Origin of the sequence: Streptomyces siamensis (assembly GCF_039543605.1) — a bacterium.
Classification (GTDB): Bacteria; Actinomycetota; Actinomycetes; order Streptomycetales; family Streptomycetaceae; genus Streptomyces; species Streptomyces siamensis.
The window spans coordinates 181,557-205,619 of sequence record NZ_BAABKB010000027.1; the positions used below are offsets into that span (position 1 = coordinate 181,557).

Here is a 24,063-nt window from a genome sequence, read left to right on the forward strand (position 1 = left end):
AGATGGCCATGCCGCTTCGGCAGTCCATGAAGGTCGCTGCGTACTTGTTCGAACAGAAGCTCAGGAAGCGGGACAAGTTCGCCCTGCTCGTCGAGTTGGAACCGCTTTTCGCGTGCAACCTGAAGTGCGAGGGCTGCGGAAAGATCCAGCATCCCGCGGGTGTGCTCAAGCAGCGCATGCCCGTGGCCCAGGCGGTGGGAGCGGTACTGGAGTCCGGCGCGCCGATGGTGTCCATCGCCGGCGGAGAGCCGCTGATGCACCCTCAGATCGACGAGATCGTACGGCAGCTGGTGGCGAAGAAGAAATTCGTCTTCCTCTGCACCAACGCGCTGTTGATGCGCAAGAAGATGGACAAGTTCAAGCCCTCGCCCTATTTCGCCTGGGCCGTGCACATCGACGGGCTGCGGGAGCGGCACGACGAGTCCGTGGCCAAGGAGGGCACCTTCGACGAGGCGGTCGAGGCGATCAAGGAGGCCAAGCGACGCGGCTTCCGGGTCACCACCAACTCGACCTTCTTCAACACGGACACCCCGCAGACCGTCATCGAGGTCCTCAACTTCCTCAACGACGACCTGAAGGTGGACGAGATGATGCTCTCGCCCGCCTACGCCTACGAGAAGGCCCCCGACCAGGAGCACTTCCTCGGCGTCCAGCAGACCCGGGAGCTGTTCAAGAAGGCCTTCGCCGGCGGCAACCGACGCCGCTGGAGGCTCAACCAGAGTCCGCTCTTCCTGGACTTCCTGGAAGGCAAGGTCGATTTCCCCTGCACCGCCTGGGCGATCCCCAGCTACTCGCTCTTCGGCTGGCAGAAGCCCTGCTACCTGATGAGCGACGGGTACGTGCAGACGTACAAGCAGCTCCTGGAGGAGACCGACTGGGACGCCTACGGCCGCGGCAGGGACGAGCGGTGCGCCAACTGCATGGCCCACTGCGGCTACGAGCCGACCGCGGTGCTCGCCACCATGGGCTCCCTCAAGGAGTCGCTGCGTGCCGCCCGTGAGACCTTCACGGAAAGCCGCGGGTGACGACGTGACCGCAGTGTCCCTGGGCCTCCCCGAGGTGCCGGTCCGGGCGATCGCGGAGCGCCGTGTCTCACGGCGCATCCAGGTCGGACCGGTGGCGGTCGGGGGCGGAGCACCCGTCTCGGTGCAGTCGATGACGACGACGCGTACGTCGGACGTCGGCGCCACCTTGCAGCAGATCGCGGAACTCACCGCGTCCGGCTGCCAGATCGTCCGCGTCGCCTGTCCCACGCAGGACGACGCGGACGCCCTCGCGACCATCGCCCGCAAGTCGCAGATCCCGGTGATCGCGGACATCCACTTCCAGCCCAAGTACGTGTTCGCCGCGATCGACGCCGGGTGTGCGGCGGTGCGGGTGAACCCCGGCAACATCAAGCAGTTCGACGACAAGGTGAAGGAGATCGCGCGGGCCGCGAAGGACGCGGGGACCCCGATCCGCATCGGTGTCAACGCAGGCTCGCTCGACAGGCGATTGCTCCAGAAGTACGGCAAGGCGACCCCCGAGGCGCTGGTCGAGTCGGCGCTGTGGGAGGCGTCGCTCTTCGAGGAGCACGGGTTCCGCGACATCAAGATCTCGGTGAAGCACAACGACCCCGTGGTGATGGTCAACGCCTACCGGCAGCTGGCGGCGCAGTGCGACTACCCGCTGCACCTCGGCGTGACCGAGGCCGGGCCCGCCTTCCAGGGCACCATCAAGTCGGCCGTCGCCTTCGGGGCGTTGCTGAGCGAGGGCATCGGGGACACCATCCGGGTGTCGCTGAGCGCACCGCCGGCCGAGGAGGTCAAGGTCGGCATCCAGATCCTGGAGTCGCTCGGGCTGCGGCAGCGCCGCCTGGAGATCGTCTCGTGCCCGTCCTGCGGCAGGGCCCAGGTAGACGTGTACAAGCTGGCCGACGAGGTCACGGCCGGTCTGGAGGGGATGGAGGTCCCGTTGCGCGTCGCGGTCATGGGCTGCGTCGTCAACGGCCCCGGCGAGGCGCGGGAGGCGGACCTGGGGGTCGCCTCCGGCAACGGCAAGGGGCAGATCTTCGTCAAGGGCGAGGTCATCAAGACCGTGCCCGAGTCGAAGATCGTGGAGACCCTCATCGAGGAGGCGATGAAGATCGCCGAACAGATGGAGAACGACGGCGTCGGGTCCGGAGAACCCGCCGTCACCGTGAGTTGATCAGCACGGACCGAGAGGGGGCCCGAGCGTGACGATTCTGGAGAACATCCGGGGACCACGCGACCTGAAGGCGCTGTCCGAGGCGGAACTCGGTGAACTGGCCGAAGAGATACGGGAGTTCCTGGTGCACGCGGTCGCCAGGACCGGCGGTCACCTGGGGCCCAATCTGGGGGTGGTGGAGCTCTCCATCGCGCTGCACCGGACCTTCGAGTCACCCGGTGACCGCATCCTGTGGGACACCGGCCACCAGAGCTATGTGCACAAGCTGCTGACCGGACGTCAGGACTTCTCCAAGCTGCGCGGCAAGGGCGGCCTGTCCGGCTACCCGTCGCGCGAGGAGTCCGAGCACGACGTCATAGAGAACAGCCACGCCTCCACGGCGCTCGGCTGGGCGGACGGGCTCGCCAAGGCCCGTCAGGTACAGGGGGAGAAGGGCCATGTCGTCGCCGTCATCGGAGACGGCGCGCTCACCGGCGGTATGGCGTGGGAGGCCCTCAACAACATCGCCGCCGCCAAGGACCGCCCGCTGATCATCGTCGTCAACGACAACGAGCGCTCCTACTCGCCGACCATCGGCGGACTCGCGAACCACCTCGCGACACTGCGTACGACGGACGGCTACGAGAAGGTGCTCGCCTGGGGCAAGGACGTGCTGCAGCGCACGCCCGTCGTCGGCAACACCCTCTACGAGTCGCTGCACGGCGCGAAGAAGGGGTTCAAGGACGCGTTCGCGCCGCAGGGCATGTTCGAGGACCTCGGCCTGAAGTACGTCGGGCCGATCGACGGGCACGACGTGGGCGCCGTGGAGTCCGCGCTGCGCCGCGCGAAACGTTTCCACGGACCCGTGCTCATCCACTGCCTCACCGAGAAGGGCCGCGGCTACGAGCCGGCGCTCGCACACGAGGAGGACCACTTCCACACGGTCGGCGTGATGGACCCGCTCACCTGCGAGCCGCTCGCCCCCTCCAACGGGCCGTCCTGGACCTCCGTGTTCGGCGACGAGATCGCGCGGATCGGGGAGGAACGCGCCGACGTCGTGGCGATCACGGCGGCCATGCTGCACCCCGTCGGACTCGGCAAGTTCGCCGAGCGCTTCCCCGACCGGGTGTGGGACGTCGGGATCGCCGAGCAGCACGCCGCGGTGTCCGCGGCCGGACTCGCCACCGGCGGTCTCCATCCCGTCGTCGCCGTCTACGCCACCTTCCTCAACCGGGCCTTCGACCAGCTCCTCATGGACGTCGCGCTGCATCGCTGCGGTGTCACCTTCGTCCTCGACCGGGCGGGTGTCACCGGGGTCGACGGCGCCTCGCACAACGGCATGTGGGACATGTCGATCCTCCAGGTCGTGCCGGGCCTCAGGATCGCCGCGCCGCGCGACGCCGACCAATTGCGGGCCCAGCTGCGCGAGGCGGTCGCCGTCGACGACGCGCCGACGCTCGTCCGCTTCCCCAAGGAATCGGTCGGTCCCGCGATTCCCGCGGTCGGCCACGTCGGCGGGCTGGACGTCCTGCACCGCGCCGAGGGGACACCGCAGGTCCTCCTCGTCGCCGTCGGGGTGATGGCGCCGGTCTGCCTCCAGGCCGCCGAACTCCTGGAGGCCCGTGGTATCGGCTGCACGGTCGTCGACCCGCGCTGGGTGAAGCCCGTCGACCCGTCGCTGCCCGGGCTGGCCGCCGAGCACCGGCTCGTCGCCGTCGTGGAGGACAACAGCCGGGCATCCGGGGTCGGGGCGGCGGTCGCGCTGGCGCTCGGGGACGCGGAGGTCGACGTCCCGGTGCGGCGGTTCGGCATCCCGGAGCAGTTCCTCGCGCACGCCAAGCGCGGTGAGGTGCTGGCCGACATAGGTCTGACGCCCGTCGAGATCGCCGGGCGGATCAGTGCCGGCCTGGCCGTCAAGAAAGAGCTCTCCAAGGAGAAACAGGAATGACCGAACCAGCGGCGAAGGGGGAGTTCGACCTCGGCGCGCTCCTCGCCGAGCGTGGCGCCGAGCGCTACGAGCTGCACGGCAAGTACCTGAACCACCAGCTTCCCCGGATGCTGCACACCATCGGCTTCGACAAGGTCTACGAGCGCGCCGAGGGGGCGCACTTCTGGGACGCGGACGGCAACGACTACCTGGACATGCTCGCCGGGTTCGGGGTGATGGGCCTGGGCCGCCATCACCCCGTGGTCCGCAAGGCGCTGCACGACGTCCTGGACGCCTCGCTCGCCGACCTGACCCGCTTCGACTGCCAGCCGCTGCCGGGCCTGCTCGCGGAGCGGCTGCTCGTCCACAGCCCGCACCTGGACCGGGTGTTCTTCGGCAACAGCGGTACGGAGGCGGTCGAGACCGCGCTGAAGTTCGCCCGCTACGCCACCGGGAAGCCGCGGGTCCTCTACTGCTCGCACGCCTTCCACGGGCTGACCACCGGCTCGCTGTCGGTGAACGGCGAGGACGGCTTCCGTGACGGCTTCGCACCGCTGCTGCCCGACACGGCCGTCCCGCTCGGCGACCTCGACGCGCTGGCCCGGGAGCTGAAGAAGGGCGACGTCGCCGCGCTGATCGTCGAGCCCATCCAGGGCAAGGGCGTCCACGAGGCACCGCCCGGCTACCTGCGCGCCGCCCAGGAACTGCTGCACAAGCACAAGGCGCTGCTCATCGCCGACGAGGTGCAGACCGGGCTCGGGCGGACCGGGGACTTCTACGCGTACCAGCACGAGGAGGGGGTCGAGCCCGACCTGGTGTGCGTGGCCAAGGCCCTGTCCGGCGGATACGTGCCGGTGGGCGCCACCCTCGGCAAGGACTGGATCTTCAAGAAGGTCTACTCGTCCATGGACCGGGTCCTCGTCCACTCGGCGAGCTTCGGGGCGAACGCGCAGGCCATGGCGGCGGGGCTGGCGGTCCTGTCCGTCATGGAGAACGAGCAGATCGTGGCGAACGCACGCGCCACGGGCGAGCGGCTGAAGTCCCGGCTCGGCGCGCTCGTCGACCGGTACGAACTGCTCGGTGACGTACGCGGCCGGGGCCTGATGATCGGCATCGAATTCGGCCGCCCCAGGTCGCTGAAACTGCGCAGCCGCTGGACCATGCTGCAGGCCGCCCGCAAGGGGCTGTTCGCCCAGATGGTGGTCGTGCCGCTGCTGCAACGGCACCGCATCCTCACCCAGGTCTCGGGCGATCATCTGGAGGTGATCAAACTGATCCCGCCGCTGATCATCGACGAGCGGGACGTGGACCGCTTCGTGGAGGCCTTCACCGCGGTGATGGACGACGCGCACAGCGGCGGCGGCCTGATGTGGGACTTCGGCAAGACGCTGGTGAAGCAGGCCGTGGCGAACCGCTAGGGGTGTCGTCGCCGTGCCCCGCCGGGCGCCCCCTACCGGGGCGGGCTTCCTCGACGAGCCCGCCGCCGGTGCGCGGGCCAGGTCGAAGGGGGTTTGCCTCAGAGGCAAGAAATTTGCCCCAGAGGTAACAGTGCGGCTCAATGGAGGACATGAACCCTGTCGAGGGTAGCGACCCCTCCGCTCCGCAAGCGGCCGGGGGGCCTGCCGCCGAGCTCCCCGCCGTCGCGCCCCAGCTGCGCGAACTGCGCCGCCGTGCCGCCCTGACGCTGGAGACCGCGTCCCGCGCGGCCGGGCTCTCACCCGCCCATCTCTCCCGTCTGGAGACCGGGCAGCGCCAGCCCTCGCTCCCGATGCTGCTCGCGCTCGCCCGTGTCTACGGTACGACGGTTTCCGAGCTCCTCGGCGAGACGGTCGCCGAGCGGCACGCGATCGTGCGCGCCGCCGACATGGAGCCGACACCGGCCGGCGGCTGGACGTACTGGCAGGCCGGAGCCCCGGGCCGCGGCATGCAGGCCCTGCGGGTGCACGTCCCGCACGGCTCGCAGGGCGACATCGTGCGCGTCCACCCCGGCGAGGAGTGGCTGTACGTCCTCACCGGGCGACTGAGACTGCGCCTCGGGGACACCGCGCACATCCTCGCGCCGGGGGACAGCGCGCACTTCGACTCGCTCACCCCGCACCGCATCGCCGCCGCCGACCCCGGCGGGGCCGAGCTCCTCTTCGTACACACCCTGCTGCAGAGTCCGACCGCCGCGCTGTGCCTCGGCCCGGCGGCGGGACACCTCACCCCGGGAGAGCCGTCATGACCGAACCCACTCCGACCGGTCCCCGCAAGTCCATGGAGGAGAAGTTCCCCCGTGCGCTGTGGGTGCGGCTGATCATCTACGTCGCCGTCGGCCACCTCTTCGCGGCCTTCATCTACCTGCTCTTCACGCTGGGCGCGCAGGGCCAGTAGACGTGCCGGGCCGGCGGGCGTCCGGAGGGCCGGCCCAGGGCCGCGTCAGTCCAGCAGGCGCTCGCGCAGGCGGTCCCGCACCTCCGGGGTGACCCGCAGCGCCTGCTCCAGGTAGGTGTCGACGCCGCCCCAGGTCTCCTCGATCGTCTCGAAGGCCGCCGTGAGGTACTCGGCGCGCGCGTCGAACAGGGGGCTGAGCAGCTCCATGACCTCCGGGGAGTACGCGGAGGGGGAGGAACTGCTGCGGTGCACCTTGTAGCGGCGATGCTTGGCGTTCGACTCGAGGTAGTCGGCGACGATCGCGTCGCGCTCGACACCGACGGCGAGCAGCGTCACGGCTATGGACAGGCCCGCGCGGTCCTTGCCCGCCGCGCAGTGCATCAGCGCGGGCACGCTGTCCTCGGCCAGCGCGTGCAGCACCTGGGAGTGCTCCGTCGTGCGCTCCTTGATGATCGTGCGGTAGGAGACGACCATCCGGTTCGCGGCCTTGCCGTCCGAGAGGATCGCGCGCAGCTGGTCGAGGTCGCCGTCACGGACCATCTTCCAGAACTCGGCGCCGTCGGCCGGGTCGGTGAGCGGAAGGTTCACGTTCCGCACGCCCGGGAGGTCGACGTCGGGGCCCTCCAGCTTCTGGTCCGAGGCGTTGCGGAAGTCGAAGATCGTGTGCAGGCCCAGTGAGGAGAGGAACGTCGCGTCCTTCTCGGTCGCGTGCGCGAGGTGGCCGCTGCGGAACAGCCGACCCTGCTTCACCCGCCGGCCGTCCACGGTGGGCAGGCCGCCCACGTCCCGGAAGTTGCGCACTCCGGCCAGCTCGGGCTCGGTCGACGGGACCTGCTGCGTCACCTGGACTCCTCACATTCGGCCGCCGGCGCCGCCCAGGTCCTGCCCGGTGGCGTGTGTCGACGGGTTGCGCTCTCGACCATACGACATGGGTTCCTGAGGCAATGAGTTGTCCACAGGCGTTGCCCGCGGGGCACGGCCGCCAGGAACATGTCGGTGTCTGATCGGAGCCGTTCGGATCTGTGGGGGACTGATGATCGAGACCGGCGCGGACGGTCGCACCTGGCTGCTCTCGGGGCCGACGAGCAGCTACGCGGTGCGGCTCACCGACCTCGACGAGCTGCTCCACCTGCACTGGGGCCCGCGGATCTCGCTCGCCGACGCCGAGTCGCTGGCCGCGCTGCCCGCGCCGCCGTACCGGCCCTTCGAGTCGCTGCTCGACGGCCGCGAGGAGTACCCGGTCGAGGGCGGGCCCCGCTTCGTGCGCCCCGCCCTCTCCGTGCGGACCGAGGAACGCCGGGGCACCGAGTGGCGGTTCGAGGGGTCCGGTGAGGCCGGCCACGGGCACGGAGGCGACGAGCTGGCGCTGCGCTTCGCGGACTCCGGGCTCCGCATCACGCTGCACTACCGCATGCGCGGCGACGTCGTCGAGCGCTGGGCCGCCCTGGACAACGACGGGCCCGCCGTGGAGCTGCTGCGCGCCGACTCGGCGACCTGGACGCTGCCTGAGCGCGACGGCTGGCGGCTGTCCCAGCTGCACGGCCGGTGGGCGGCCGAGTCCCGGCTGGTGCGCTCCCCCCTCACCTACGGGGAGAAGATCATCGGCAGCCGGCGCGGCCACACCGGGCACCAGCACCTGCCCTGGGTCGCGCTGGACAGCGAGGCCACCGAGGAGAGCGGCGAGGTGTACGGGTGCGCCCTCGGCTGGTCGGGGTCCTGGCGGATCGCCGTGGCCCAGCTGCCCGACGCCCGGGTGCAGATCACCGGGGGCGCGGGGTACGACGACTCCGGGCTGCTGCGCCTGGAGGCGGGGGAGTCGTTCACCACCCCGGTCTTCGCCGGGCTCTGGAGCGCCGGCGGCTTCGGCGGGGCGAGCCGGACCTGGCACGCCTACCAGCGGGAGCACGTCGTCCCGGACGCCGGCCGGGACCGCCCGGTGCTCTTCAATTCCTGGGAGGCCACCACCTTCGACATCGCCGAGGACCAGCAGATGGCGCTGGCGCGGCGGGCCGCGGAGATCGGTGTCGAGCTGTTCGTGGTCGACGACGGCTGGTTCGGCGCGCGCACCGGCGACCGGGCCGGGCTCGGCGACTGGACGCCCAACCCGGACCGTTTCCCCGCGGGGCTCAAGCCGCTCGCCGACCATGTCCACGCGCTCGGCATGGGGTTCGGGATCTGGGTCGAACCGGAGATGGTCAATCCGGACAGCGAGCTGTACCGCGCGCACCCGGACTGGGTCCAGTTCCAATCGGGGCGGACCAGGACGGAGTACCGCAATCAACTCGTTCTCAACCTGGCCCGCCAGGACGTCCAGGAGTACCTGTGGGAGCAGCTCGACCGGCTGCTCTCCGGTGCGCCGGTCGACTATGTGAAGTGGGACTTCAACCGCTGCTTCACGGACGCGGGTTGGCCCGGAGAGTCCTATCCGCAGAAGCTGTGGGTCGAGCACGTGCGGGCCCTGTACGCCCTCCTCGACCGGCTGCGGGCCGCGCACCCCGGTGTCGCCTTCGAGTCCTGCTCCGGCGGTGGCGGCAGGATCGACCTCGGCATCATGGCCCGTACGGACCAGGTGTGGACCTCGGACAACACCGACCCGCTCGACCGGCTCGCCATCCAGTACGGCCTCAGCCAGATCCACCCCGCGCGGGTCATGTCCGCCTGGGTCACCGACAGCCCGAACACCCAGCTCAACGGCCGGGTCAGCGCCCTGCGTCCACGGTTCGTGAGCGCCATGGCCGGGGTGCTCGGCATCGGTGGGGACCTGTCCGCGTGGAGCGAGGAGGAGCTCGCCGAGGCGCGGGAATGGGTCCGCCTCTACAAGGAGATCCGCCCCGTCGTGCAGCGCGGGGACCTCTACCGTCTGCGCCCTCCTGAGGGCGGCCTGAGCGCCGTGCAGTACGTCCACGGCGACGAGACGGTGGTGCTCGCCTGGCTCCAGGCCCAGCGGTACGGCGAGCCGGCCGCCCCGCTCCGGCTGCGCGGACTCGATCCAGCGCAGGCGTACGAATGCCGTGATACGGGCGAAATCCATCGAGGTGCGGTGTTGCTGCACCACGGGCTGCGGACGAGCCTGCGAGGGGACCTCGATGCCGCAGTCATCCGGCTACGTCGCATATGACTGTTCTGCCGGAATCGGGACCTTCGTTCCAACTGGCCCTGGATTGGGGCGCCGTGCGATGGGCCGCGTGAGCAGCGTCATATTCGTGACGATGCGTCGCGGCCCGCTTTTCGCAACGCGCCCGTATCCGCGGGCTGGTTGAGTCGGCAAAAAGATCATCTCTTCACGGAGAGTGACCGGCATTTCCGACATGGATCAAGAAAGGCGGGAGCGCGGAAAAATCACCTGCTTGTGGCTGCGCTCTCGTCTCGCTTACGTTCGCCCTCACTCCGGACGGACGCCCAATCCTGCCGCCGGCCGGAATCCGCACACAGACCCGCACACGGCAGGAGCGGGGGACCCAAGGTTCCATGCCTGTTCCGGTCTCCGGAACGGCTCGGGGTACAGCCGCGCCCACGCGTGGCCGGGCATCTCCAGCCCGCACCCGACAGCTCACCTCGCAGGCGCCGGAGAGGAACTCGTCATGCCCGCGAAGGGTAAGCACCGCCGTCCCAAGTCCCCCCGCTTCGCCCGCTCGATCGCCGTCGCCGGAACCGGTGGCGCCGCACTCGCGCTGCCCCTGCTGGGCGCCACCGGCGCCCATGCCGCCACCCCCGCCGCAACCGTCGCGCAGAAGGCGGGCAAGGCCGTGACCGCCGCTCCCGTCGCGGCGAAGAAGGTGGCCGGGACCAAGACCTACCGCGTCAAGACCGGCGACTATCTCTCGAAGATCGCCGACCAGCAGAGCGTCCGCGGTGGCTGGAAGAAGCTGTACTCCGACAACCGCTCGGCCATCGGCGGCGACCCGGCGCTGATCCATCCGGGTCTGAAGCTGACGATCGGCGCGAAGGCCGGGTCCGCCGGGACCACCCGGTCGTCCGCTCCGGCCGCGAAGACCGAGAGCGCCCCCGCGCCCCAGGCCGCCGCGAAGAGCTCCTCCGGCTACACGCTGCCGGTCGCGGGCGGCAGCATCGGCACCTCCTACAAGGTGGCGGGCAGCATGTGGTCCAGCGGGTACCACACCGGCGTGGACTTCGTGGTCCCGACCGGCACCACCATCAAGTCCATCGCCGCCGGAACCGTCGTCTCCGCCGGCTGGGGCGGCGCCTACGGCAACCAGGTCGTCATCCAGCACGCCGACGGCAAGTACTCCCAGTACGCCCACATGTCGGCCCTGTCCGTCTCGGCGGGCCAGACCGTGACCCCCGGCCAGCAGATCGGCCTCTCCGGCGCGACGGGCAACGTCACCGGACCGCACCTGCACTTCGAGATCCGCACCACGCCGAACTACGGCTCGGACGTGGACCCGGTCGCCTACCTGCGCTCGCACGGTGTCGCCGTCGGCTGACGCCTTCCGCAGTCCCCTGCGCCCGCCACCTCCTGCCGCGGACGCCGGGTCCCGCTCCTGACGGCGGGACCCGACGTCCACGAGGCAGGACCACCTCCGAAGGCCGGACCCCCGATCCCCGGGGTCCGGCCTTCGGTGCGTCGACACGTCAATTCGGCGCCACCGGTGCCGGATTGCGGCCCTCCGCGTGCGGACACGGTCAACGCTCCTGATCAGGGCCCTATTCCGGATTGACCAATACTTGACGAGTGGCTTATCTCACCATCCGTCAACCCTTCCTTACGGTCGCGTAGCTCACATCGAAAGGTGAATCATGGTCCGACGTGGCAGACGATTCGAAGAGTGACAACAGATCAGTGATCGGGTCGTACGTGGCGGTGGGGGACAGCTTCACCGAGGGCGTCGGCGACCCCGGTCCGGACGGGGCCTTCGTGGGCTGGGCCGACCGCTTCGCGGTGCTCCTCGCGGACCGGCGCGCCGAGGGCGACTTCAACTACACCAATCTCGCCGTGCGCGGGAAACTGCTCGACCAGATCGTCGCGGACCAGCTCGGGCGCGCCAAGGAACTCGCCCCGGACCTGGTCTCCTTCTGCGCGGGCGGCAACGACATCATCCGGCCCGGCACCGACCCCGACGAGGTCGCGGAGCGCTTCGAGCAGGCGATCGCCGACCTCACCTCCGCCGTCGGCACCGTCATGGTGACCACCGGCTTCGACACCCGTGGCGTGCCCGTGCTCAAGCACCTGCGCGGCAAGATCGCCACGTACAACGGACATGTGCGTGCCATCGCGGACCGCTACGGCTGCCCCGTGCTCGACCTCTGGTCCCTCAAGACGGTTCAGGACCGCCGTGCCTGGGACGGCGACCGGCTGCACCTCTCGCCCGAGGGGCACACCCGGGTGGCGCTCCGCGCCGGTCAGGTACTCGGTCTCGACGTGCCGGCCGACCCGGACCAGCCCTGGCCGCCGCTGCCGCCCCGCGGCACGCTCGAAGTGCGGCGCGACGACATCCACTGGGCGCGTGAGTACCTGGTCCCGTGGATCGGGCGCCGGCTGCGCGGCGAGTCGTCGGGAGACCATGTGGCCGCCAAGGGTGCCCTCTCCCCGGACGACATCAAGATGCGCATAGAGGCGGTCGCCTGAGCCGCGCCGACGCCGCCGGAGTCCGCCGACGGCGGCTCGACCAGTGAGGTGACAACGCGGGAGTGGCGTGGGGCGGAGCGCGGCACGCGGTGCTGGGATGACCGCGAACCGCCCCCGCGTCCCGAGGGGCGGGGCCCGAAGGAGACCTCCATGCCCGCCCGCCGCGTGTCCACCGCACTCGCCGTGACCCTCCTCGCCCTCGCCCTCCCGCAGGCCGCCGCGGCCCCCGCCCTCGCGCTGGAGGTCCGCCCCGGAGCCGCCGCCGAGTCCACCCCGTCCACGGTCACCGTCACCGGACAGGGCAGTGCCACCGCCACACCGGACGTCGCCGTCCTCGGCGTGGGCGTCGCGGCCACCGCGAAGACGGCGAAGGAGGCGCTCGCCGCACAGACCGCCGCGTCGAACGCCCTGCTCGCGGCCGTGCGCGCCCAAGGCGTGGAGGAACGCGACATCCGCACCGAGAGCCTCTCGCTGTCGCCGGTCCACGAGATCCACGACGGGACCTCGGAGTTGACCGGCTACGAGGCGGCGCAGTCGTTCTCGGTGAAGGTCCGCGACATCGCCGCCACGGGCAGGGTCCTCCAGGCGGTCACGGACGCGACCGGGGACGCGGGCCGCGTCCAGTCCGTCGTCTTCGACGTGGCCGACCCCGCTCCGCTGCACACCGCCGCCCGCGAGGCCGCGTACGAGGACGCGCACGAGAAGGCACTCCAGTACGCGCGCCTGGGCGGCCACCGGCTCGGCCGCCTGGTGTCCCTCAGTGAGGACGGCGGCGGCGAGTCCCGTCCGGTACCGATCGCGGCGGCGGCCTTCGACCAGGGCGGGGCGGTTCCGGTCGCGCCCGGAGAGATCCGGGACACGATCACGGTGACGGCGGTGTACGAACTCGACTGAGCCGGCGCCGAGGACCGCCGCGGCAGGGACAGCGCGGTCGGCGCGCTCAGGGGGAGGGCCGTCGTGCGCCGAGGTGGGGCGTGGACCGGCGACCGCTCACGAAGGGGCGGGGCTCAGCGCACCGCCGCCACCAACGCGGCCCGCTCCAGGCCCAGTTCGCGCGCAAGGGCCTCGTCCACCCACTCGTGGGTGCGCGCCCGGGACACCGCGCCCGCGTACGCCGTCATCTGCACGGCCAGACCGTCCAGCAGCGCGGTGAGCCGTAGGGCCGCGCCGGTCGGGTCCGGGCAGTGGAACTCGCCCGCGGCCACGCCTTCCGCGATCACCTCGGTGAGGGCGGCCTTCCACTGCTTGTCGAGGTCACGCGTGACCTCCCGCAGCGCGGGCTCGCGCAGCGCGGCGGCCCAGCCCTCGATCCACAACCGCCAGCCCTTGGCCTGCCCGGTCGGCGCGTACCAGCGCACCGCGGTCCGCAGCCGGCGCAGCGCGGTGGTGCGCCGGCCGAGCAGTTTGCGCAGATGGGCGAGGTCGTCCTCGGCCGCGTAGGTGAAGGCCGCGGCGACCAGCTTCTCCTTGGTCGAGAAGTGGTACAGCACCAGCGCGTTGCTCACCCCGAGCGCCGAGGCCACGTCGGCGATCCGCACCGCCGCCACACCCCGCGCCTCGATCTGCTCGACGGCGGCCCGCAGCAACTCCTCGCGCCGCTCCGCCACGCTCAACCGCACTCTCGCCACGCCGCAACCCTAGTCCCTCGCCCCCGGTGATGCGGGCGCAGGGCGCCAATGCGGGGTCCTTCGGGAGTGCGAACGCGACAACCTCGGCCGGGCTCCGCCCGCCCCCGGCGCCCGTCCAGCGGCCCGTGGGCCCGCCCGGGTGATGTCGGACCCCTTGACACCGTCGCGCGGCGGGGACCACAGTACGGCCACTACTGACTGTCCATTCAGTCAGTAGGCGTGTGTCAAGGCGATGTGTGCCCCGTCCGTACGTCCCCGTAGCGCCGCAGGAGTCCACCGTGTCCCAAGCACCGAGCACCCCGAGGCCCCGGCCCGAACCCGACCTGCCCGACCTCTCCGAGGGCTGGGGCGAACAGCGTTCCCGGCTGCGCAAGGACCTGCGCCGACTCGACGTGCTGTTCTTCCTCATCTGCACCCTCGTCGGCCTCGACACGATCGGCTCGGTCGCCGCCCAGGGGCCCGAGGGCCTGACCTGGATGGCGATCCTCGCGCCGGCCTTCTTCCTCCCGTACGGCCTGCTCGTCGCCGAACTCGGCTCCGCCTTCCCTGTGCAGGGCGGTCCGTACGTCTGGACGCGCCTCGCCTTCGGACGGCTGGCGGCCGGCGTCAACCAGCTCCTGTACTGGATCTCCAACCCCGTATGGGTCGGCGGCAGTCTGTGCATCATCGCGCTCACGACCTGGGAGGAGTTCTTCACCCCGCTGCCCGGGCTCTGGAAGTACGCGGCCGGGATGCTGTTCATCTGGGGCGGCGCCCTCGCGGTCGTCCAGTCGGTGCGGATCGGCAAGTGGGTGCCGATCGCCGGAGCCGTGGCCCGCATCGTCCTGCTCGGCTTCTTCCTCGTCTCCGTCGCGGTGTACGCGGTCCGGCACGGCGTCCATGCCCTGCCCGCCGGTGACTTCACCCCCACGTACACCGGGTTCGTCGCCCTCGTGCCGGTCCTGATCTTCAACTACGTGGGCTTCGAACTGCCCAGCTCGGCGGCGGAGGAGATGAGGAACCCGCGGCGCGACATACCGCTGTCCATCCTGCGCTCCGGGCTGGCCGCGCTGCTGCTCTACGGCGGTCCCGTCCTCGGCATCCTCTTCGTCCTGCCGGGCGAGCGGATCGGCAGCCTCGGCGGGTTCATCGACGCCTGCAAGGCCGTGTTCACCGTCTACGGAGGTTCGATCGCCGCGGACGGCACCGTCACGCTGACCGGGGCCGGTGCGGTCTTCGGCGGCGTCGCGGCGGCAGGACTCGTCGTCGGCCTGCTCACCTCCGGTGTCACCTGGGCCATGGGCGCCCACCGGGCGCAGGCGGTGGCCTGCGCGGACGGCGCGGGACCGGCCTGGCTCGGACACATCTCGGAGAAGCACGGCACGCCGGTGCGGGTGAACCTGCTCTCCGCCGTCCTCGCCTCGGTCCTCTTCGTGGTCGCCCTCAACCTCACGGGCGGCGACGGCGAGAAGTACTTCGCGGCGGGCCTCGGCCTCACCATCTGCACGACGTTCATCTCGTACGTGATCACCTTCCCGAGCCTCGCCGTGCTGCGCCGCAAGTACCCCGCGGTTCCCCGGCCGTACGCGGTGCCGGGCGGGCTGTTCGGCGCCCGGCTGGTCAGCGCGCTGGCCACCGTGTTCGTGGCCTTCACGGTGGTGGTGCTCGTCTGGCCCGGCTTCGGTGTCGGCTGGTTCGGCACGGCGGGCAGCGCCGCGGACTCGCTCCCCGAGTCCTTCGCGGGGCAGCGGCTGCAGTACACGCTCAGCCAGGTGGTGCCGCTCGTGCTGTTCGTGGGCATCGGGCTCGCCCTCTACGCGGCGGGTGCGCGGACCCGGCGGGAGAAGGGCTGACCGGGGAAGCCGCCGGATCCGGCCGGCCGGGGTGGAACCGGCCGGCGCGCTCCGGGCGAGCCGCCGGAACCGGCCGCACCCGTCGGCCCGAGCCCGGTCCGGCCGGTTCCGGCGGCTTCGCGTGATCAGTCGACGAACTGGTAGTCGGCCTCGATGCGGCCGTCCTCGCCGAGGACGAGGAACTCCAGTCCGCCGCCCGTCACCCGGTCCTCGCCCCGGTCGAAGGACTCCCAGCGGAACGTGACGACGTCCCGGAGCACGCGGGCGGGCTCCTGGATCCTGAACAGGTACGTCCCCGGAGCCACGAACTCCTCGTACGCGCGGGTCACGCGCGCGTGCAGTTCCTCGTGGCCGCGGGCCTCCAGGACGGCGGTGCCGAAGCCCAGGGCCACCGCCCGGTCGTGCATCTCCTGCGGAGGGCGCAGGACGTGCAGGCCGTCCTCCGCCCAGAGATCGTGCACGGTCTTGCGGCGGATCTCGGGGTCGGGCTCGTTCCAGACGCCGATGTAGCGCTCGATCAGGTCCTGCGCGTCGAAGGCGGGCATGGTGCTCCTCGTGCGGGTCGGTGCGCCGGCCGCGGTGGCCGGCGGGTTCTCGTGATGTCACCGACTCTGCTCGCGGCCCGCCCGCGCCTCAATTCCCGGCAGGGAATGGCCGTTCGGCCAGGACTCCGTGGGCGTCCAGGGCGATCGCCCCGCCCGGGTGCGCCAGCAGTGGGTTGATTTCCAGCTCGGCGAGCTCGGGATGCTCGGCGGCGGCTCGGGCCACCGCGCACACGGCGTCCGCGACGGCCCGGAGGGACACGGCCGGCGCACCGCGCCAGCCGGTCAGCAGGGGTGCGTGCCGCAGTTCGGCGAGCAGGGCACGCGCGCGTGCGGCCGTCAGCGGCGCCGGTGCGAGCGCCGTGTCGGCCAGCAGCTCCGCCGTGACGCCTCCGACGCCCACCATCGCCACGGGGCCGAAGGCCCGGTCCCGGCGCACCCCGACGATCAGCTCATGGGCGTGCTCGGGCGCCACCATGGCCTCGACGGCGTAGCGGCCGGCACCGGTCGCGGTCCGCATCCGCCGGAACGCTCCACGCAGGCTGTCCGCGTCGGCGAGGCCGAGGGCCACCCCGCCCGCCTCGGTCTTGTGGGCCGGCCCCATCGCTTTGAGCACCACGGGGAACCCAATGCCACGCGCCGCGGCGACCGCCTCGTCGGCGGACGTGACGAAACGGGCCGCCGGGAAGCGGAGTCCGTGCGAGGTCAGGAGCGCGCGGACGGTCTCGTAGGAGCCGTCCGGTACCGGGGGCGCGGCAGGGGGCGGATCCTGAAGCGACTCCTGGGCCGCCCACGGCGCCCTCAGACGGGCGACTGCGGAGAGTGCCGTCGCCGCCTGCTCGATGCGTTCGTACACGGGCACGCCCCGCCGGCGCAGCACGGCCAGCGCGGGCGTGTCCCGGGCCATGGTGTGCACGAGCAGGGCACGGCCCGACGCCTCGGCGGCGTCGGCCAGTTCACCCGCGACCTCGCACTCCCGCCCGGCCTGGGCCGGGTTGGCGCTCGCGTAGTCCCCGAAGTACCCGGTGAGGACGACCGCGTCGGCGTCTTTGCCGCGGAGCAGGGCACGGGCCACGCGCGCGTAGGTACCGAGATCGGCCTCCCCGGCGCCCGCGAGGTCGACGGGGTTGATACGGCCGGACCCGGGCGGCAGCGCCGCCGACACCTCGTGCGCCGTGTGCGTGGACAGCCGGGGCACGTCGAGGCCGCGTACGGCGCACGCGTCGGCGGCGAGAGCGCCCTGACCGCCGCTGTCGCCCACGATGGCGACCCGGTACGCGTGCGTGCCGGACCGGGGAGCGGCCCCCGACAGGAGGCACACCGCCGTGTCGACCAGTTCGCCCGCCGAGTCCAGCAGCAGGGCGCCCGCGTCCCGGCACACCGCGGCGACCGTGGCGTACGGGCTCACCAGCGCGCCGGTGTGGGAGGCTGCGGCGCTCGCCGAGGCCGCGCTCCGGCCGACCGTCAGCAGGAGCACCGGCTTGCCGGCGTCGTGCGCGGCCGCGAGGACGCGGGCGAGCCGGCGCCCGTCGCGGAAGTCCTCGACATACGCGGCGATGACGCGCGTCGGCTCATGGGCGACCAGGGCCTCCAGCGCGTCCGCCACGTCGATGTCGCGCTGGTTGCCCAGCGAGACGAAGCGGGAGAAGCCCTGCCCCGCGCGTGCGAGGAGACGGCCGATCTCCAGGGCGAGGTTCCCGCTCTGCGACACCAGACCGACGCCGCCCACCGGGAACTCGCCCCAGCTGAGCCGGAGTTGCGTGCTCGCGTCGACAAGTCCCATGCAGTTGGGGCCCAGCAGACGGGCCCCGCCACCGGTCACCAGCTCGGCGAGTGCCCGCTCCTCGGAGCTGCCGCCGCCCGCGCTGACGACGGTGAAACAACGGGCACCGACGGCGAGTCCCTCCGCGACGACGGCCCGTACCGACGGTGCGGGCACCGCCACGACGACATGCTCCGGTGCGTCGGCCAGGCCGGTCAGACCGGGCCGGAACGGCACTCCGTCGAGGCTGCCGCCGCGCCGGTTCACCAGATGGACCGACCGGCGGCCACGGCCCGACAGGGCCCCCTTCGCCAGCCAGTAGCCCCATTTCTCGGGGTTGCCGGACGCGCCGACCACGGCGACGGAGGCCGGGTCGAAGAGGGCGTCCAGCGGCGCCTCGGCCGTCATCCGTACCACCCGAAGCGCTCGGCGATCACCGGCAGCCGCTCGGTGACGATGGCGTGCGCGGCGGCCCGCGGCGTCGTCCCGTCGGCCTCGGCGCGGGCCAGCATCCGGTCGATCAGGTCGCGCATGGAACGCCGTGTGTACGTGAACGCCTCGTCCGCGTCGGCGCCGATGTCACCGAACAGCGTCCACCACCACCAGGCGTTCGTGCCGGAGTTGACGACGACGTCCGGGAGGACGGTGACCCCGCGCGCGGCGAGCGACTCCTCCGCCTCGGGCAGCACGGGCATGTTGGCCGCCTCGACGATCCAGCGCGCGGTGATCCGCCGCTGGTTCACGCCGTCGATCGCGTACGAGACGGCCGCGGGCACCAGCACCTCCGCGTCGGCGGACAGCCAGGCGCCGCCCGGCAGTTCCCGGTCGACGGGCCGCAGCGCGGAGCGGTCGACCGTCCCGTACACGTCCCTGGCCGCGAGGAGCGCCTCCACGTCGAGGCCCTCGGGATTGGCGATCGTGCCCTTGACGTCGGCGACGGCCACCACGCGCAGCCCCGCGCGGGACAGGAAGCGCGCCGTGGCGCCGCCCATGGTGCCGAGCCCCTGCACGGCCACCCTCGTGCCCGCGTACGGCACCCCCGCGCGGTCCAGCGCGGCGAGCACCGACTCCGCGACACCGCAGCCGCCCACCAGCTCGTCGAGCCCGATGCCGTCGACCTCGACCGCGAAGGCGTCCGCGAGCCGTCGCCGGGCCGTGGCCTCGTCGTCGAGCAGCGGGTACACGGCCTGGATGGAGGAGACCAGTCCCGCCTCCTCGACCGCACGGTCGACCAGGTCCTGGGTGAGGCCGAGGTCCTCACCGGTGGTCCAGAAGCGCTCGATGTACGGGCGCATGGCGCGCAGGTAGCGCACCAGGATGCCGTACGCCGCCGGGTCCTGGGGGTCGCAGTCGATGCCGCCCTTCGCGCCGCCCAGCGGGACGTAGCGCCCCTCGGGGTTGTAGTGCAGCGCTTCCTTCATGGTCATGCCGCGGGCGAGGCCTGCGACCTCGTCCAGCGTGCATCCCGGGCGCATGCGGAGGCCGCCGCTGGAGACGCCTCGCACCAGCCGGTCGACCACGAGGAAACCCTGGCGGCCGGTGACGTGGTCCGTCCAGGTGAGTGACATCAGGGGGGCGGTCATGGGGTCTCCTCGGGGATGGTGATCAGGGTGGGGCCGGGGGTGCGCAGTGCCTCGGTGAGCGCGGTCGTCAACTCCTGCGGGTCACGCACGCGCGTGCCCTGCCCTCCGTAGGAGCGGGCCAGGGCGGGCAGGTCGACCGGCGCGAGATCCACCGCGGTGGGGGTGTCGCCCCGTGCGGCCATCTCGTCGCGGATCTCTCCGTAGCCGCCGTTGTCGAACACCAGCACCGGCAGGGGCAGCCCGAGCTGCGCCGCGGTCGCCAGTTCCTGCACCGTGAACTGGAGGCCACCGTCGCCGCCGAGCGCCACCACCTGGCGATCCGGGCACGCCACCTTGGCACCGATCGCCGCGGGCAGCGCATAGCCGAGCGTGCCGAAGCCGGTCGGGTGAAGATAGCGGCCCTCGGGGCCCAGCGGGAGGTGGGGGAGGGCTCCGTAGTAGCAGCACTGGGCGCTGTCCGAGGTGACGACCGCGTCGTCGGCGAGGACGGCGCGGACCGCCCGCAGATACGGCAGCCACCGGGCGTCGCGAGCGGAGGTCTCGGCGTCGCGGGCCGCCCGCAGGAGCCGCGCCGCGCGGGCGGGCTCCGTGTCGTCGGCGAACGCGCCGTCGGGGACCGCGATACGGGGGCGTTCCGGGCGTCCGCGGCCGTCGGCACTGTCGTCGCGGAGCGCACCGACGGGCACGCGCGCGTGCCCGCGAGAGGCGGGGAGCAGCGCCGTCACCTCGGACAGCAGCGCGCGCAGGCTGACCTGTGCGTCGCCGACGACCTCCACGTCGGCGGCCGCACCGGCGTACATCTGGTCCGGGTCCACGTCGACGCGGATCAGCGTGCCGCCGAGGGTCGGGGGCGGGGACCACAGGTCGGACTCGGCGAGCTCGGTCCCCACCGCCAGTACGACGTCACACGTCGCGAGCCACCCCTGGACGGACGGACTGTGCAGCGAGACGCCGAGGGACAGCGGGTGGCGCTCGGGGACGATCCCCTTGCCGTTGGCCGTCGTGACGACGGGCGCGCCGAGCCGCTCGGCGAGCGCGAGAACCGACGCGGACGCGCCGCGTGCCCCGCCGCCGAGGACGAGCGCCGGGCGGCGCGCCGAGGCCAGCAGCTCGGCGGCCTTCCGTACGGCTCCCGCGCCGGGCGCGACGGGCGCGACGGCCGGGGCGACGCGTACCGGCCCGGTCTCCTCGGCGGTCTCCAGCAGGTCCAGCGGCACCTCGATGTGCACGGGGCGGGGCCGTCGCGCGGTGAAGAGCGTGAAGGCCCGTGCCACGGCCGCGTCGATCTCCGCCACCGAGGAGACCCGGTGGCTGAACGCCGCCACCCCGCGCATCGTCTCGGTCTGGCTGCGCATCTCGTGCAGCAGACCGGTCGCGAGCCGGGGGTGGCGCAGGGGCATCCCCGGCGACACGACCAGCAGCGGCACGCTGTCGGAGTAGGCCTGCCCCACGGCGGCCGCGGCGTTCAGCAGCGCGGGCCCGGTCGTCGTGATCACCACGCCGGGTCGCCCCGTCACACGCGCGTACCCGTCGGCGGCGTATCCGGCGCCCTGTTCGTGGCGCGGCAGGGTGTGCCGGATGCCGTACGCGGCCAGGTGACGGTAGATCTCCAGGTTGTGCGTCCCGGGGATGCCGAAGACGTGGGTCACGGCGTGCGCGGACAGGGCCCGGACGAGCGCCTCGCCGCCGGTGAGGCGGACGGGTGCCTCGCCCCCGGGGACGGGGACGGGTGCTTCGCTCCCGGTGACGAGGGCGGGGACGGGCGCTGCGCCGCCGACGGGTGGCTCGCCGCCGCTGAGGGGTCCGGTCATCACAGGCTCCGCGAGACGACGAGCCGCATGATGTCCGAGGTCCCCTCCTCGATCTCCTCCAGCTTGGCGTCGCGCATCCACTGCTCGACCGGGTACTCCCGTGAGTAGCCCCAGCCGCCGAGCGTCTGGACGGCGGCCCAGGTGCACCACGCGGCGGTCTCGGACGCCGTCAGCTTGGCCATCGCCGCCTCCGCGGTCGCGTCCAGACCGGCGTCGAGGCGCTTGGCGGCCCGCCAGGTCATCAGCCGGGCCTGCTCCACGCGCGTGCGCATGTCGGCGAGGCGGAAGGCGACCGCCTGATGTTCGATGATCGGCCTGCCGAACTGCCGACGCGTGCGGGCGTAGTCCCGCGCGTACTCGTACGCCGCCCGTGCCACCCCGGTCGCCGCCGCACCGAGGACCGTGCGGGAGATGTCGAAGGTACGCATCAGCCCGCGGAAACCCTCGCCCTCCCCGCCGAGGCGGTGCCCGGCCGGGACGTGCGCGTCGTCGAGGAACATCTCGCGGCAGACGATGGCGCGCTGCCCCATCTTGCGCATGGGCTCCCCGAAGGTGACGCCCTCGGTGTCCTTGCGGAGCAGGAACGCGGTGACCCCGTCGGCGCGGCGCGCGGGGTCGGTCTTCGCGAACACGACGTACTGCTCCGCCTCGCCGGCGTTCGAGATCCACGCCTTCTGGCCGTTGAGGCGGTATCCGGTGCCGTCGCGGTGCGCCGTGGTGACGATGGAAGCGGCGTCGGAGCCCGCTCCCGGCTCCGTGGTCGCCAGCGCGGTCATGGGGGTGCCGGGGCCCGTGAGCGGCGTCAGCCACTCCCGCTTCTGCTCCTCGGTGCCGAGTTCCATGACCGGATCGGCGAAGAAGCCGTTCGAGCACAGCAGATTGCCGATGCCCAGGTCACCGACACACAGCTCCTCCTGCACCAGGACCTGGGTGAACACGTCGGTGAATCCGCCACCGCCGAACTCCTCGGGCAGCATGAAGCCGGTGATCCCGACCTCGGCGGCCATGCGCCACAGGTCCCACGGCGTCTCGACGTCGGCCTCGTCGACCGCGCGGGCCCGCGGACGGATCTCGTCCCGCGCGAAGGAACGCGTCAGCTCCACGATGTCGCGCTGCTGCGCGCTGAGCGGGACCAGCTCGGTGGGGAGGTCGGACATGGTGCCTCCAGGTGCGGACGGGGTGGTGGGGCCGGGGCATGGGGTGATCGGGGGACCGGAGGACCCGAGGACCGGGGATCCCCGGGACCCGGCGGACGGTTACTGAATCACCAGTCAGTATCGGAAGTGATCTCGCGCCGTGTCAACGTACTGAACGGTGGATCAGTAAAAGAAGTCCTCGCGCCCCTGGGCGGCGGGCGGTGCGGCGGGGGAGGGTCCGGTGACTTCACGATGTACGCGGTGCGATGCCCCGGGGGCGACTTCGCCGGCCCGTCGTCCAGTACGGTTCCCTCGCGCGGAAGAAGTGCGTGCGCGGTGGGGTTGAGGGATGCAGAACGAGGCCGGTGGACATCGCGCTGTGACCGGGGCGACCCGGCGCTGTCAGAGGCGACGACCATAATGAAAAGCCTGACCGACTCCATCTGGAGGTATCCGTGACCGGTTTCCGTACGTTGAGCTCCGGGCTCCGCACCTTGCGGCCCGCCGCCTTCGGCGCGGATCCGGGTGGTGAGCGCCTGGAGCGCATCCGCCGGTCCCCGAACTTCGCGGACGGTGTCTTCCAGAATCCGGAGCGTGCCCGGACCCGCCCCGACGGCTCGATGCTGGAGTTCGCGAAGGTCTACTTCCGCTCGGAGGAGCGCGTCCACCGCACCCCGACCGGGACCGTACCCATGCACGCGACGACGCTCGCCGACCTCGCGCGGCCCGCGCCGAGCGGGCTGCGGCTCACCTGGATGGGGCATTCCAGCGTGCTCGCCGAGATCGACGGGCACCGCGTGCTCTTCGACCCCGTCTGGGGCGAGCGCTGCTCCCCCTTCGCCTTCGCCGGCCCCAAGCGGCTGCACCCGGTGCCGCTGCCGCTGGCCGCGCTCGGCCCGGTCGACGTGGTCGTCATCTCCCACGACCACTACGACCACCTCGACCTGCCCACCATCAAGGCCCTGGCCGGCACGGACACCCTGTTCGCGGTGCCGCTCGGCGTCGGAGCGCATCTCGAGCACTGGGGCGTGTCACCCGACCGACTGCGCGAGCTGGACTGGCAGGAGTCGACGAAGGTCGGCGGCATCACCCTGACCGCCACTCCGGCGCGCCACTTCTGCGGGCGTGGCCTGCGCAACACGCAGCACACCCTCTGGGCCTCCTGGGTCGTCGAGGGCGACGCGCACCGGATCTACCACAGCGGCGACACGGGGTACTTCGACGGCTTCAAGGAGATCGGTGCCGAGCACGGCCCGTTCGACGCCACCATGATCCAGATCGGTGCGTACAGCGAGTTCTGGCCCGACATCCACATGACGCCCGAGGAGGGCATGCGGGCCCACCTGGACCTCCAGGGCGGGCAGCCCACCGGTGTGATGCTGCCGATCCACTGGGCCACGTTCAACCTGGCGCCGCACCCGTGGGCGGAGCCCGGTGAGGGGACGATCGCCGCCGCGCGCGCCATGGGCGCACGCGCCGCGCTGCCCCGCCCCGGCGAGCCCTTCGAGCCGACGGCCGAGACGGTTCCGGCCGAGCCCTGGTGGCGGGGTGTGGCCGCCGCACCGGCCGGTGGCTGGCCCGCCGCCGGGGACGAGCGCGCCGATACGCCGGGTGACGTCGTCGAGGGCGCGGCGGAGGGCACCGGCGAGCCGGAGACGGTGCCCGCGGGCTGACATTCGTATCGACGGCGAGGGCCGGGGAGCGCATCGCTCCCCG

General features: G+C 72.1%; 19 protein-coding genes and 1 riboswitch. Of the genes, 12 read left to right on the plus strand and 7 right to left on the minus strand.

The features are described from left to right. The first annotated feature begins 2 nt into the window (after nt 1-2). The 6 genes from hpnH (at nt 3) to ABEB03_RS29435 (ending at nt 6,466) form a co-directional block, all read left to right on the plus strand. Complete coding sequence (gene hpnH / locus ABEB03_RS29410; protein WP_028798885.1) at nt 3-1,025, plus strand: adenosyl-hopene transferase HpnH; 1,023 nt, start codon at nt 3-5, stop codon at nt 1,023-1,025. Nucleotides 1,026-1,029: 4 nt separating this feature from the next. Beyond that, a complete protein-coding gene (gene ispG, locus ABEB03_RS29415; RefSeq protein WP_095937884.1) occupies nt 1,030-2,187 on the plus strand; it encodes a flavodoxin-dependent (E)-4-hydroxy-3-methylbut-2-enyl-diphosphate synthase in 1,158 nt (385 codons plus the stop codon). Nucleotides 2,188-2,215: 28 nt separating this feature from the next. Next, nucleotides 2,216-4,114, plus strand: coding sequence for a 1-deoxy-D-xylulose-5-phosphate synthase (gene dxs, locus ABEB03_RS29420; RefSeq protein WP_345655834.1), 1,899 nt, complete (start codon nt 2,216-2,218; stop codon nt 4,112-4,114). Next, the gene (locus tag ABEB03_RS29425) at nt 4,111-5,511 is read left to right on the plus strand and encodes an aspartate aminotransferase family protein (protein WP_345655836.1); all 1,401 of its coding nucleotides are present in this window, start codon (nt 4,111-4,113) and stop codon (nt 5,509-5,511) included. Before dxs ends, ABEB03_RS29425 begins: the two co-directional genes overlap by 4 nt. Nucleotides 5,512-5,660: 149 nt before the next feature. Then, a complete protein-coding gene (locus tag ABEB03_RS29430) occupies nt 5,661-6,317 on the plus strand; it encodes a helix-turn-helix domain-containing protein (protein ID WP_345655838.1) in 657 nt (218 codons plus the stop codon). Beyond that, the gene (locus ABEB03_RS29435; RefSeq protein ID WP_234020594.1) at nt 6,314-6,466 is read left to right on the plus strand and encodes a DUF6126 family protein; all 153 of its coding nucleotides are present in this window, start codon (nt 6,314-6,316) and stop codon (nt 6,464-6,466) included. Before ABEB03_RS29430 ends, ABEB03_RS29435 begins: the two co-directional genes overlap by 4 nt. Nucleotides 6,467-6,511: 45 nt before the next feature. Here ABEB03_RS29435 and ABEB03_RS29440 read toward each other — a convergent pair whose 3' ends face one another. After that, nucleotides 6,512-7,309: a tyrosine-protein phosphatase gene (locus ABEB03_RS29440; protein ID WP_345655841.1), complete on the minus strand. Its 798-nt coding sequence runs from the start codon at nt 7,307-7,309 to the stop codon at nt 6,512-6,514. Between the two features lie 190 nt (nt 7,310-7,499). Here ABEB03_RS29440 and ABEB03_RS29445 point away from each other — a divergent pair, with 190 nt between their 5' ends. From ABEB03_RS29445 to ABEB03_RS29460, 4 genes are all read left to right on the plus strand, one after another. Then, nucleotides 7,500-9,584, plus strand: coding sequence for an alpha-galactosidase (locus ABEB03_RS29445; protein ID WP_345655843.1), 2,085 nt, complete (start codon nt 7,500-7,502; stop codon nt 9,582-9,584). A gap of 307 nt (nt 9,585-9,891) precedes the next feature. After that, nucleotides 9,892-10,043, plus strand: a riboswitch (cyclic di-AMP (ydaO/yuaA leader). A 4-nt stretch (nt 10,044-10,047) separates the two neighbouring features. Beyond that, a complete protein-coding gene (locus ABEB03_RS29450) occupies nt 10,048-10,911 on the plus strand; it encodes a M23 family metallopeptidase (protein ID WP_345655845.1) in 864 nt (287 codons plus the stop codon). A 356-nt stretch (nt 10,912-11,267) separates the two neighbouring features. Beyond that, on the plus strand, nt 11,268-12,053 hold the full coding sequence (locus ABEB03_RS29455) for an SGNH/GDSL hydrolase family protein (protein WP_345655883.1): 786 nt from the start codon (nt 11,268-11,270) through the stop codon (nt 12,051-12,053). Between the two features lie 150 nt (nt 12,054-12,203). Further along, on the plus strand, nt 12,204-12,947 hold the full coding sequence (locus tag ABEB03_RS29460; RefSeq protein WP_345655847.1) for an SIMPL domain-containing protein: 744 nt from the start codon (nt 12,204-12,206) through the stop codon (nt 12,945-12,947). Nucleotides 12,948-13,060: 113 nt separating this feature from the next. Here ABEB03_RS29460 and ABEB03_RS29465 read toward each other — a convergent pair whose 3' ends face one another. Next, nucleotides 13,061-13,681, minus strand: coding sequence for a TetR/AcrR family transcriptional regulator (locus ABEB03_RS29465; RefSeq protein ID WP_095937891.1), 621 nt, complete (start codon nt 13,679-13,681; stop codon nt 13,061-13,063). Between the two features lie 278 nt (nt 13,682-13,959). Here ABEB03_RS29465 and ABEB03_RS29470 point away from each other — a divergent pair, with 278 nt between their 5' ends. Further along, nucleotides 13,960-15,513 carry an APC family permease gene (locus ABEB03_RS29470; RefSeq protein ID WP_345655849.1) on the plus strand — a complete coding sequence of 518 codons (1,554 nt, stop codon included), beginning with the start codon at nt 13,960-13,962 and terminating at the stop codon, nt 15,511-15,513. A 125-nt stretch (nt 15,514-15,638) separates the two neighbouring features. Here ABEB03_RS29470 and ABEB03_RS29475 read toward each other — a convergent pair whose 3' ends face one another. The 5 genes from ABEB03_RS29475 to ABEB03_RS29495 all read right to left on the minus strand — a co-directional run bounded on the left by ABEB03_RS29475 (nt 15,639) and on the right by ABEB03_RS29495 (nt 22,368). Further along, nucleotides 15,639-16,058 (minus strand): hypothetical protein, encoded by a 420-nt coding sequence (locus tag ABEB03_RS29475; protein WP_345655851.1) that lies wholly within the window; start codon nt 16,056-16,058, stop codon nt 15,639-15,641. A gap of 88 nt (nt 16,059-16,146) precedes the next feature. After that, nucleotides 16,147-18,225 carry an acetate--CoA ligase family protein gene (locus tag ABEB03_RS29480; RefSeq protein ID WP_345655853.1) on the minus strand — a complete coding sequence of 693 codons (2,079 nt, stop codon included), beginning with the start codon at nt 18,223-18,225 and terminating at the stop codon, nt 16,147-16,149. After that, nucleotides 18,222-19,400: a glutamate dehydrogenase gene (locus tag ABEB03_RS29485; RefSeq protein WP_345655855.1), complete on the minus strand. Its 1,179-nt coding sequence runs from the start codon at nt 19,398-19,400 to the stop codon at nt 18,222-18,224. Before ABEB03_RS29485 ends, ABEB03_RS29480 begins: the two co-directional genes overlap by 4 nt. Further along, nucleotides 19,397-21,211, minus strand: a complete 1,815-nt coding sequence (locus ABEB03_RS29490; RefSeq protein WP_345655857.1) for a thiamine pyrophosphate-binding protein — start codon at nt 21,209-21,211, stop codon at nt 19,397-19,399. The genes ABEB03_RS29485 and ABEB03_RS29490 overlap by 4 nt, the downstream gene beginning before the upstream one ends. Further along, nucleotides 21,211-22,368, minus strand: coding sequence for an acyl-CoA dehydrogenase family protein (locus tag ABEB03_RS29495; RefSeq protein ID WP_345655859.1), 1,158 nt, complete (start codon nt 22,366-22,368; stop codon nt 21,211-21,213). The genes ABEB03_RS29490 and ABEB03_RS29495 overlap by 1 nt, the downstream gene beginning before the upstream one ends. Nucleotides 22,369-22,802: 434 nt before the next feature. Here ABEB03_RS29495 and ABEB03_RS29500 point away from each other — a divergent pair, with 434 nt between their 5' ends. After that, a complete protein-coding gene (locus ABEB03_RS29500; RefSeq protein WP_345655861.1) occupies nt 22,803-24,020 on the plus strand; it encodes an MBL fold metallo-hydrolase in 1,218 nt (405 codons plus the stop codon). Nucleotides 24,021-24,063: the final 43 nt, after the last annotated feature.

What these genes read in the sequence shown, in the direction of transcription:
- hpnH (WP_028798885.1), top strand. Translation starts at nt 3, where the DNA reads ATGGCCATGCCGCTTCGGCAGTCCATGAAGGTCGCTGCGTACTTGTTC.
- ABEB03_RS29425 (WP_345655836.1), top strand. Translation starts at nt 4,111, where the DNA reads ATGACCGAACCAGCGGCGAAGGGGGAGTTCGACCTCGGCGCGCTCCTC.
- ABEB03_RS29430 (WP_345655838.1), top strand. Translation starts at nt 5,661, where the DNA reads ATGAACCCTGTCGAGGGTAGCGACCCCTCCGCTCCGCAAGCGGCCGGG.
- ABEB03_RS29435 (WP_234020594.1), top strand. Translation starts at nt 6,314, where the DNA reads ATGACCGAACCCACTCCGACCGGTCCCCGCAAGTCCATGGAGGAGAAG.
- ABEB03_RS29445 (WP_345655843.1), top strand. Translation starts at nt 7,500, where the DNA reads ATGATCGAGACCGGCGCGGACGGTCGCACCTGGCTGCTCTCGGGGCCG.
- ABEB03_RS29450 (WP_345655845.1), top strand. Translation starts at nt 10,048, where the DNA reads ATGCCCGCGAAGGGTAAGCACCGCCGTCCCAAGTCCCCCCGCTTCGCC.
- ABEB03_RS29460 (WP_345655847.1), top strand. Translation starts at nt 12,204, where the DNA reads ATGCCCGCCCGCCGCGTGTCCACCGCACTCGCCGTGACCCTCCTCGCC.
- ABEB03_RS29475 (WP_345655851.1), bottom strand. Translation starts at nt 16,058, where the DNA reads ATGCCCGCCTTCGACGCGCAGGACCTGATCGAGCGCTACATCGGCGTC.
- ABEB03_RS29480 (WP_345655853.1), bottom strand. Translation starts at nt 18,225, where the DNA reads ATGACGGCCGAGGCGCCGCTGGACGCCCTCTTCGACCCGGCCTCCGTC.
- ABEB03_RS29485 (WP_345655855.1), bottom strand. Translation starts at nt 19,400, where the DNA reads ATGACCGCCCCCCTGATGTCACTCACCTGGACGGACCACGTCACCGGC.
- ABEB03_RS29490 (WP_345655857.1), bottom strand. Translation starts at nt 21,211, where the DNA reads ATGACCGGACCCCTCAGCGGCGGCGAGCCACCCGTCGGCGGCGCAGCG.
- ABEB03_RS29495 (WP_345655859.1), bottom strand. Translation starts at nt 22,368, where the DNA reads ATGTCCGACCTCCCCACCGAGCTGGTCCCGCTCAGCGCGCAGCAGCGC.